The organism is Bacteroidota bacterium (assembly GCA_018266835.1).
GTDB lineage: Bacteria > Bacteroidota > Ignavibacteria > Tepidaquicellales > Tepidaquicellaceae > JAFDZO01.
In genome coordinates, this window is sequence record JAFDZP010000005.1 from 535,353 (window position 1) to 545,146 (window position 9,794).

A 9,794-nucleotide genomic window follows, 5' to 3' on the forward strand; every position below is an offset into this window, starting at 1 on the left:
ATCTGATTATCTTTTGAAATCAAAAATAAACCCCCTCAAGATTAATATCCTGAGAGGGTTAGTTTGCAAACATGACAAAAGCTTTTACCAGCTTTTAGAAAGCGTTGCCCTGAAAATAATATCGTTGTTATCACCTTCATTATATACAACTTCCCTGTAAAAATTTTTCATTACACTTACTGATAAATTTCCGAATTTATAAACCGGAAATGATGAATTTAAAGACAGCACAACATTAGAGTTCAATCCCGAAGTCTTTTGGTAACTGAATGCCAGTGTATTATTCCATTTTTCAAACAATGTCAGGCTGCTGCTTAAATCGTATGAGTAAGTATTAGCCGGTGATAATGTGTCAGTCAGAACGGAATTTATTGCAGTAATGTTCATTCCAGCCGTTATGCTTAATGGAGATTCAAAAGATATCGTCTCGTTAAACAGAAAATTATAAATAGTAAAGTCCCCTGCCCTTTTCTTTGATTGATTGCTTTGGCTTGATAAAGATATCATTGTTCCCAGAGTATAATTCTTTACAGGTAAATTAATTCCTGTTGTGAGTGAAAATGCTGAAGCGGAATTATCAATTTTTAATGAGTCGATAGCTGCATCGTTCTTCTCTGAATATGGTGTGTAATTTATGATAAGATAAGGCGCTTCATCAAAAAACATACTGAGACCGAAATCAACTTTGCTCTTATCCATTGAAGCTTTTTCACTTCTTAAAAACTCAGTTGATAACTTCAAATTAATTTTCTTTTCAGCGAGGTATTGGTCAATACCTATATTAAATCCTTTAATTCCATTAGTCATAGAAGGCGCTCCGAGAGAAGAATATCCAAGACCTATATACTTGTACCCGCCTTTTAATTTTGTGTTTGACTCAGGGATATTTATAACCGATTCAATATTGTACATCAAATCATAATGAGTGCCCATCTTTATGCTGATGAAGTCTTTTGCTATGCCCGGAATATCATCGCTTATTAAATCCGGCGCTCTTAAATCATCCGTGATAACAGAACCGGAGAATTCTCCTTTTATGCTTATCCTGTCTTTTAATAATTTTATTTTTCCGTCAGTTCCAACAATAACATTTTCCATAGGAGACATTCTTGATGTGACCTTCAAAGTATCGTTTATATCCAGTGAATTTATATTATCCTTCGCCTTCATCATTGTGATATGAAAATGAGAATCATCTTTTGCTCCGACACCGATTTTCCCTGCCCAGAGTTTTCTTCCAAAGCTGACTGAATCAATTGCATCAAGATTTTTTAATCCGGAGACGGCAAGGTAAAACAGCCCCGGATTATATTCTAAATCCAGTCCTGTAACTTTCGTTCCGTTCAGAATATATTTTGAATAGCTTGGATATGTTTCCCCAATACCAAGAGTTTTGATATCAGAGAAAACCTTTAAAAGTCCCATAGCACTTTTTTTCTTTTCTTCAACCTGATTTGATACCATTTCTTTCAGCTTAGCAGGGTCAAAGAGCAAAGCAATACTGTTAATGTTCTGTTTAAAATCCTGCTGCTGCGTATCATAGTAAAAATTGAAAGTGAATGGCAGATTATATATAGAGATAGTCGGATCAAATTTTACACTCAGTAAGTTACGCGGAATTTGTGAACCTGTTTTTTGCCTGTCGGTAAATTTACCTGATATGTCATAACTTCCTGAGAATTTAAAAGGAGATTCAGAAAGTTCTCTTCTAATATCTTTTCCAACATCAATATATTCAGGTGCAGTGAGATTCATTTTTTTGTAGCCCGATAAACTTGTAAATCCGCCGCTGCCGGGTTTAGGTTTAATAGTTGAAGGCATCTCAATAAACGTTCTGCTTTCCTCAATGAATTTTTTCTTTGCATCAGCATTGAAATCTTTAGATGAAACGGATTTTCCGTTGTAAGAAAATTCTCTCACTTCACTTTCTGAAAGCAGGCTACCGTTAAGATAAGTTTTAACTCGCCATGCATATCTTCTGCCATTTTCCAATGGTAATGCCGCTATCGGATACTGAAATATTCCCGTACTTATATTTTTCTTAAAATAAATATAGGGATTTGCGCTCATTGCATAATATGCCGTCTGTCTTTCAAGAATTTCTACAATATTAATTTCGTAAGTAACAATATTGCCCGGAGTAATTGGAGAAGGAGGCATCCAGTTAAATATAGGTAGAGGGATTTTTATATCTTCCAAATCTCTTGGAGATATTAATTCTCCTTTTATTGTCTGAAGCACTTCAATATCAATACAATACTGTGAAAGAACTGTATTGCCTGCCGATGAATAAACATAAATACATATATTATATTTTCCTGATGGAAGCGAGCCTGTAGTTTTAAATGCATCATCCACTTCAGTTGAGTTTTTCTTTAAATCAATGGGAGAGATTGATGCAGCATCTACAAGTTTTGGCACTAAAGATGTCTGAAGAATAAATTTAGACGATGTAGCTTCCACAAGTACTGACGTACTTTTTGTTACTATGGCTTTCAGATAAACCTCAACAGGCGCTCCTGAATTTGTTAGGCTCACTCTCCATAAGTCCGATGCCTTGAACTGAAACGGCGGGGGCGGACGGAGTATTGCAGATACCTGTGAATAACAGATATCCGAAATGAGCAACAATACAATAATCACTAATAATATTTTAAAAACTTTCATTTTATTTTTTTTTAAAATTTATATGTTCAGTATTCTCATTTACTTTATACCGGTATTATTCCCCACAACAACACTTGTCTGGCAGGTACCGCATTCTTTTCCGCCGCAGGTAACCGAAAATTTTATTGTATATGTTGAATTTGCATTTCCGTTAGTCATAAAATTAGCCGCAAAAATATTACCTGTGTGAGTAAAAATCTGAACACCGTCTTTTATAAGGGTTGATGTATAAACAGGTGAACAGTTCTGAGTAGTTGAGCATACATACGAAGGACCAGTAATTGTATGATTACCCGGAGCGAAAATTACATTTGCGGGATTTACTCCGCAATTAATTTTGTAAGTATCAAATAAAATCTGTCCTCCATATTCTTTAGGTCCGCAATCGCAGCCTGTTTGGCTTACCTTCGTCACTTTTATTTTTATAAAACATGAATCGCACAGCTTGCCTCCGCAATATGCTTTAAAGGAAAGCGTATACATACCTTCTTCGGTGAATTCATTCTTGAATGAATTACCGTCATCCGAAAGAACTGAATGTTCTTCTCTTCGCAAATCCCACTTATACGTTGCTCCGCAGTCCTTAGGTTTACAGGCAAAATCAGGAAATTTTAATTTTAAAAGAGAGCCGGCATCTAATGTTAATTCATCTCCGCACATCAATGGATGCGCTTCTTTCTCATTTATTTTAACCTGTATTTCTTTGCTCTTCCATTCGCCGCAGTCACAATCCTGTTTCACTTTTGTTCTAAAATAGAATCCGCAAGGGTCACATTTATTGCTACCGCATATTGGAGTGACAACGAACTGATAATTTGCAGCAATACCTGAAGGCGGAGTAAACGTTAAAGGCATTGAAGCATTAGTACCTGAAAGTATAACCTGTGATGTTGAGGTATTTTTTAAAACCCAGTCATACACTGCTGCGCATGTATATGGATTACACTGATAGCTTGCTTCGAATTTAATCTGATTTCCTGCTGTAAGGGTTCCGATATTTTTGTTATCAAAGCAATCAACATAATACGTTCCGTCAGTACTTGTAATTTTTGCATGTCCCGGATTGTCATCCCATATTTCCAGCCATTGTCCGCAGTTGCATCCGCTTGGCTGCGAGCAGTTCGGCAGGTCTCTGCATATTTTATATTTGCAGGTATCGGCGCTGCCCGGTCTGAGTATTCTGTAGGTAAAGCATACAGGATTTGTAATTGCACCTGTAAATGTATAAGCGCAGTTAAGCACATTCATTCCCGTTGCAAGATTAGTTGGCGTGCAGTTCATCGTTCCGTTAGTTACTAATACACTGTTCAATGTTGCCGGCGCGCCGCTCATATTATTTATTCTTGTGGATACATTGTAATACCATTGCCCCGCTGCATTTTGTTTACATTTTACCGAGTCAATCATAACTTCAAATTTACATTCGTTAGCAGGCGTGCAGCTTGGAGCAGTCTTACAGATTTCAGTGCTGTAACAGCACCAGTCATACCATTGCTGGCCTGCTATCAGAGTATGTTCATACAATGAAATGTTGAAACAGAATTGTGAGCCCGGAGTTACTCCGCTTATAATAATTGATTGCTGCGGAGAAATCATTCCCGGACCAAGAGTAACATTACTGAAATTAGCAGGAGACGGAGTAAATGTCAGTCCTGACGGCGATACAGGATTAATCTGGAATCCTGTAGTAGTATGCGATGAATTATTTCTCACATGGAAAGTATATTGATACGTTCCGTTTGGCAGACATGTTAGCGTGTCATTTATGAATTGAGTGCACGGAGTAGGAGGCGGCAGCGGAGTACAATGCAAAGTTAACGTATCAGTGCACTTTATAGAATCATTCCTCATCCAGTCAACAAGAACATGCTGTGTTGTAGTTGTATTACCGCCGAGACAGAAGTTAAGAACATTTGCAGAGTTACCTGTAGGTATATAACTATTCGGGTAATTTACAGGGTCATGCCACAGATATACTACATTATCAGGATATACATTTGAAGAATAAAAATTATTTGCTGTGTTTGTACTCCATGTGCTGAAGTATATTCCGGGCTCAAGAGTTCGTATCATTACCTGATTAAAATAATTTGCCTGATAATTATTTTGTAAATTTATACTGTAGCAGCAGTTTAGAGGATCTCCGATAGATGAAGAAAGCGTCGCTCCTACTTCATTACAAACACATGAAGGAATCACAACACATAAACTGTCATAACACCAGCAGCAGCCATCGGGACTCGTGAATTTAAACTTCACACAAACTGTAGTTCCCGGAATTGCACCCGTTAAAGTAAAAGCAGGGAGATTTGTAGTCGCTCCTGAATTTACCGGAGTTGATAATATTAATGGATTAGGAGTTACTGTCACAGATGAAGGCGTAACACTGCTCACTTCAATTTTATTTATTGCGTAAGTAGCATTATTCGTAAATGAATAATTAAGATTATAATTGCTTCCGTTACAAGTTACTGTATCTTTTGTAAAAGTAACACAGGGGATTTCACAATTTAATGTTACTGTATCAGAGCAGACAATAGTTGAATCACTCTTCCAATTCACTACAACGTGCTGCGGACTTGAAAGTTTGTTCAGACAGAAATTAAAGAATCCGTTCTGCGGACCTCCCGGGATACTTCCTGTACCCATTTTGCGAACGGTAAACTCCTGACCGTTATTGACAGAAGTAAACCAGCCTGATGAACTTCCTAAGTGCGAGCTTCCTGTTACAAATGAATTTGGAGAGAGAGCAAGAAACTGAACTGAGTTTATATTACTCATGTTAACAGGCTGCGAAAGATTTAAACTCCAGCAGCAATCTCCTCCTACAGGTCCTGCATTACTGACTGCAACAGCATTCAATGAATCGCAGACATTTCCACCTGAAGGGGGCGGCCAGCTACAATTGGTAATACATACATTATCAATATCAAAAATTTCTGTGCCTCCCCATCCGCTCATATCCACTGAGAACATAAGTCCGGATACATTGCTAAGTAAAGTCTGCCAGTCATTACATGTACCATTGTTAAGCATTTGCCAGCTTCCATCAGAGTTTGAAGGAAGCGAACCGTTAGAACATAAGTCTATCGGTGCGCAGACATGAACCCAGTTTGAATTTTGTGTAATAGTTGCAGTTGCAGTAAAAGTCGCAGCTAATGTAGGATTAGTGCCCCATGCAATAGGCTGAGATGTATTAAAATTCTGGACAAGAAAAATTCTCGGATGAACAAATGCTCCTTCATCATTTGTGGTCAGTTTAAAATCGAAACACAAACAATTTCCGAGCTTTTGTGTGTAGTCACCTGCAAAATCCACAGGATTATAAATGAAGGTGCTGCCATATACATCAGTAATATTTAAAGCATAATTTGATGAAGGAGTATTAGAGCCCGGCGTTGACATCACCAAGTTTGAAGTTTGTGTTGTAATTACCCCGTTAAAATTGTTATATGTCAACCAATTCGAAATATTGTTGTTTTCAAAATCATTGCAGAAAGTCGGAAGTGATTTTGTTACTCCCGGCGCTTTTCCGTTTCCCCATCTGTCAAAGATGTTAACTTCACTTTTTAAATCTCCTACCGAAATCTGCCATGCGTATTTTTTCCCTTCTTCAAACTTTGATGCTGAAGCAGGATATTGAAACAGCTGAGCAGTGATTCCCTCTTTTTCAAAAAATGCTTTGTTCTTCAGCATTGCGTTTTCAGGAGATTCATCTCCTTTTAGCTCAACGATTCTAAGTTTATATGTGCTTGTCGAACCCGGACCTTTCATATGCATCCATGTAAATACCGGGTTATCAATTTTTAATTCCTCATCATTCCTTGGAGAAATTAACTGAGGCGCATCACCGCCCATAATTTTTTGTTCAAAGCAGTCTTCACCTGCAACTGTATTATTTGTGTAGCGGAGTTCACAGCAGATTTTGTAATCTCCGGGAGGCGCGCCGCCGGTGTTCATAAATGACTTTTTATACTTCTCATCCTTCGCCGTATAATTCACATCAGGAATTCTCGGCAAATCAGAAACTTTGAAGTTTGTAGTCCCTTTCTTTACTTCAAAGGTCATCGTCTGCCCCGTTGCAATTAGTTCACCGTTTTCATTATTAGTCATCGAACCATATAAGTAAGCAGTGAATGCTTCACCTGAATTTATAATAGTTGCGCTCCAAAGGTCAGCAGCTTTAAGCTGATTCAACGGCGGGCGTTTCATTTTGAAAGTAACTGACTGGGCGGACAGTTGACCGGAAATAAAAACTATAATAATTATAAAGAAAAAAAGAATATTTTTTTTCATTTGGGGAATTTTTTAATTATTTAAAATTTCACAAGTAAACGTCAGTGTTTGTGAAGGTAAAATTTTATCGTTAGATGTTACTATGATTGTTTTGGTGGTTTTTCCTTCCCTGCCTTGCGGGTCAAAGGTGATTTTTATCTCACCTGTCTCTCCGGGGGCAAATTCTTTTTTTTCGCCAATAGTTGCCCCGGTACAACCGCAAGAAGGTTGAATTGATAGGATAGTTAGATTATCATTACCTGTATTTTTAAATTTGAAAAAATGTACAAGTTTTCCCGCTTGTTTTACTTTTCCAAAGTCGAATGACAGCTCCTTGAATGATAGAATTGCTTCTTGCGGTATATTCTTTACTTTCGCATTAAGTTGCAATGACGAAATAATTACTATGAATATTAGCAGAAAGACACATGAAATTTTTTTCATTTTTTTAATTTTAATTTCCCGCCTGAAGCAGGATTTGATTTTTTGTTTTTTTAAAAAAATATTTTATATATTTACAATTACATTTTATTCAGACTGTATTCTTTTAATTTCTCGGATTTTTTCCCATATACAGAGTAGGCATGGTCGCGCGCTTTTTTATACAATGGCTTAGCCGTATCGTTTAAATATTGTGCAAGATTAGCTCTTTCAGCAGAAAGTAATTTTTCATATTTCTCAACTTCCTTTAATCTATCGTCAATCGATTGTGTTGTATTCTTTAGAATTTCATTATTAACTTGTTTAGTGCCAGACCAGTCCTGTAGATTTTTCTCTATACCTGATAATATTTTTTTCAGCTGTGTTCCAAGAGTTTTAGGGTTATGTGACGGTATGTTCATTATATTTTCTAAAATTTAAAATTTCAGTTATGTATATCTTATTTCATTATCTGAAAAATTACTTAGCAAGATTGTAAATCCGAAATACATTTCCAAAGAAGCAAAATGCAGTTTGTGAATTTGAAAAAAGCCTGCCTGTGCGGTTAATATCTTTTTATTTGCTTTATTTTTGCTATTTTAGAGAAAAAGCAACTGTCCAAACGTGAATTTCCACGAATTAATTTTTTTTAAAAGAATTGAAAAACGAGATTTCTGAGCTTCTGCAGGGTATATCCAAAGAAGAGTTTGAAAAATTCGGGGATTTTATCAAATCTCCTTATTTCAATAAGCTTCCGCGATTAATAAAACTCTACGAATATATAAACAGCCAATACTCTTCTGCAGGAATCGATTCCATTACACGTGAAAGCATCTCACTGTATATGTACCCCAATGAAGAATTTAAAAATGAGAGTATAAGAAAGCTGCTCTCTGACTTTGCGCGGATGCTTGAAAGATTTCTTGCGCAGGAAGAATTTGATAAAAACGAATGGGATAAGAAGATATATATTTTGAGAGGATTAAGAAAAGAACATTATGACGATAAATTTTTCAAGAGGTTAAAAGAATTTAAAGCCGGACATAAAAATTCCACACAGGAGATAGATGAGTTCTACGAAACAAATACAAAATTAATTTCCGAGGAATATGAGTATTGGTATTTTTCAAAATTTGACGATAGAAACGAAATCAATCAGGAAAAATCAGACGCATTAGACTATGAATTCATATCAAAAAAATTATTTTTGTTCCAGTATATGCAATCACGGGAATATGTGAACAAGGATTTAAAATTCCGTTATGATTTCTGGGATGAAATAAAAAAATATTTTGAAAAATACGGCAGCATAATTAAAAAAGAGCAGCCCCTTTTGTATCACAGCTTTTTAGGTGTAGTATTGGTTTTTAACAATTTTCAAAGATCAGATTTATTGGAAATGAAACAATTTTTAGATGACCAAAATTTTTATTTAAAAAAAATTTCCAAACCATATTGGGATTATATAAATTACTGCACGGCTTTCATCAATAAGAATTTATACGAATATATGGATGATATTATTTTTTATCTGAAACTTATGGATGAGAATGGAATAATTTTACAAAACAGAGAATTGGTGCATTATTATTTTAAAATTGCGCTGGAGGCAGCGCTTTACAAAAAAGAATTTGACTGGATTGAACGATTTATAAGTAAATACGGGAACAAAATTAAATCCGATTTTAAAAACGATATGCTTGCGCTTTCATCCGCAAAACTATTTCTGGCTAAAAACGAATTTGCTAAAGCAAAATACTATTCCAATAAAGTAAGTTTTAAAGATTATCTGCATTACATCGGTTCAAAAAAAATTTTATTAAGAATTGCTTATGAAGAGTCTGATTTGAATTCCATAATCTCCATATCTGATACGATAAGAAAATATTTAAACACACATAATGAAATCCCGGAAATTTATAGAGCGGGTACAGAAGAGTTCATGCAGTATATTTTACGGCTTTCAAAAATAAGAGAAAATAATTCTCTTGGAGAGGATGTAGATTTTGAGCTGAATAAATTCAGAACTGAATTAAAAGAAGAAAGCAGAGAGGTTAGTTTTTCAGATTGGCTTTTGGAAAAGACTTTTCAGTTTAAAAAGTAAAGCCGGCTCTCACCGGCTTTTGTTTAAAGATTAACATCTCATTCTTTCGGAGGAAAGCCTGCGCCGCCGCTTCCGTCTGTTGTATCGCCGCCGTTTCCGTCTGTCGAATCACTTAGATGCGCAAAAGATAATTTAAAGCTCTTACTTATTTTAGCATCACTATTTGATGTAAATCCAAAGATAGATACAGATGTAATAACTGCGATTATTAAAGCTGCTGCGAATTGTTTAATTGTGGTTTTCATAAGGTTTTTATTTTTTGTTTGGGCAAGTGAGTTATTTCATTGCCTGATACAAAAGTATTTTTAAACCTTACCTGAAACCTTAC

General features: G+C 35.8%; 6 protein-coding genes. 1 reads left to right on the forward strand and 5 read right to left on the reverse strand.

The genetic code is table 11. The annotated features are described in order from the left end of the window. Positions 1–84: 84 nt before the first annotated feature. The 4 genes from JST55_15055 to JST55_15070 form a co-directional block, all read right to left on the reverse strand. Positions 85–2,667, reverse strand: coding sequence for a hypothetical protein (locus tag JST55_15055; GenBank protein MBS1494831.1), 2,583 nt, complete (start codon positions 2,665–2,667; stop codon positions 85–87). Positions 2,668–2,706: 39 nt separating this feature from the next. Then, positions 2,707–6,963, reverse strand: coding sequence for a hypothetical protein (locus tag JST55_15060; GenBank protein ID MBS1494832.1), 4,257 nt, complete (start codon positions 6,961–6,963; stop codon positions 2,707–2,709). A gap of 12 nt (positions 6,964–6,975) precedes the next feature. Continuing rightward, on the reverse strand, positions 6,976–7,386 hold the full coding sequence (locus JST55_15065) for a DUF1573 domain-containing protein (GenBank protein MBS1494833.1): 411 nt from the start codon (positions 7,384–7,386) through the stop codon (positions 6,976–6,978). A gap of 77 nt (positions 7,387–7,463) precedes the next feature. Then, positions 7,464–7,784: a hypothetical protein gene (locus JST55_15070; GenBank protein MBS1494834.1), complete on the reverse strand. Its 321-nt coding sequence runs from the start codon at positions 7,782–7,784 to the stop codon at positions 7,464–7,466. A gap of 236 nt (positions 7,785–8,020) precedes the next feature. On the opposite strand from JST55_15070, the gene JST55_15075 reads away from it, so the two are divergent. Beyond that, the gene (locus JST55_15075; protein MBS1494835.1) at positions 8,021–9,466 is read left to right on the forward strand and encodes a hypothetical protein; all 1,446 of its coding nucleotides are present in this window, start codon (positions 8,021–8,023) and stop codon (positions 9,464–9,466) included. Between the two features lie 38 nt (positions 9,467–9,504). Here JST55_15075 and JST55_15080 read toward each other — a convergent pair whose 3' ends face one another. Beyond that, the gene (locus tag JST55_15080; GenBank protein ID MBS1494836.1) at positions 9,505–9,711 is read right to left on the reverse strand and encodes a hypothetical protein; all 207 of its coding nucleotides are present in this window, start codon (positions 9,709–9,711) and stop codon (positions 9,505–9,507) included. Positions 9,712–9,794 lie beyond the last annotated feature (83 nt).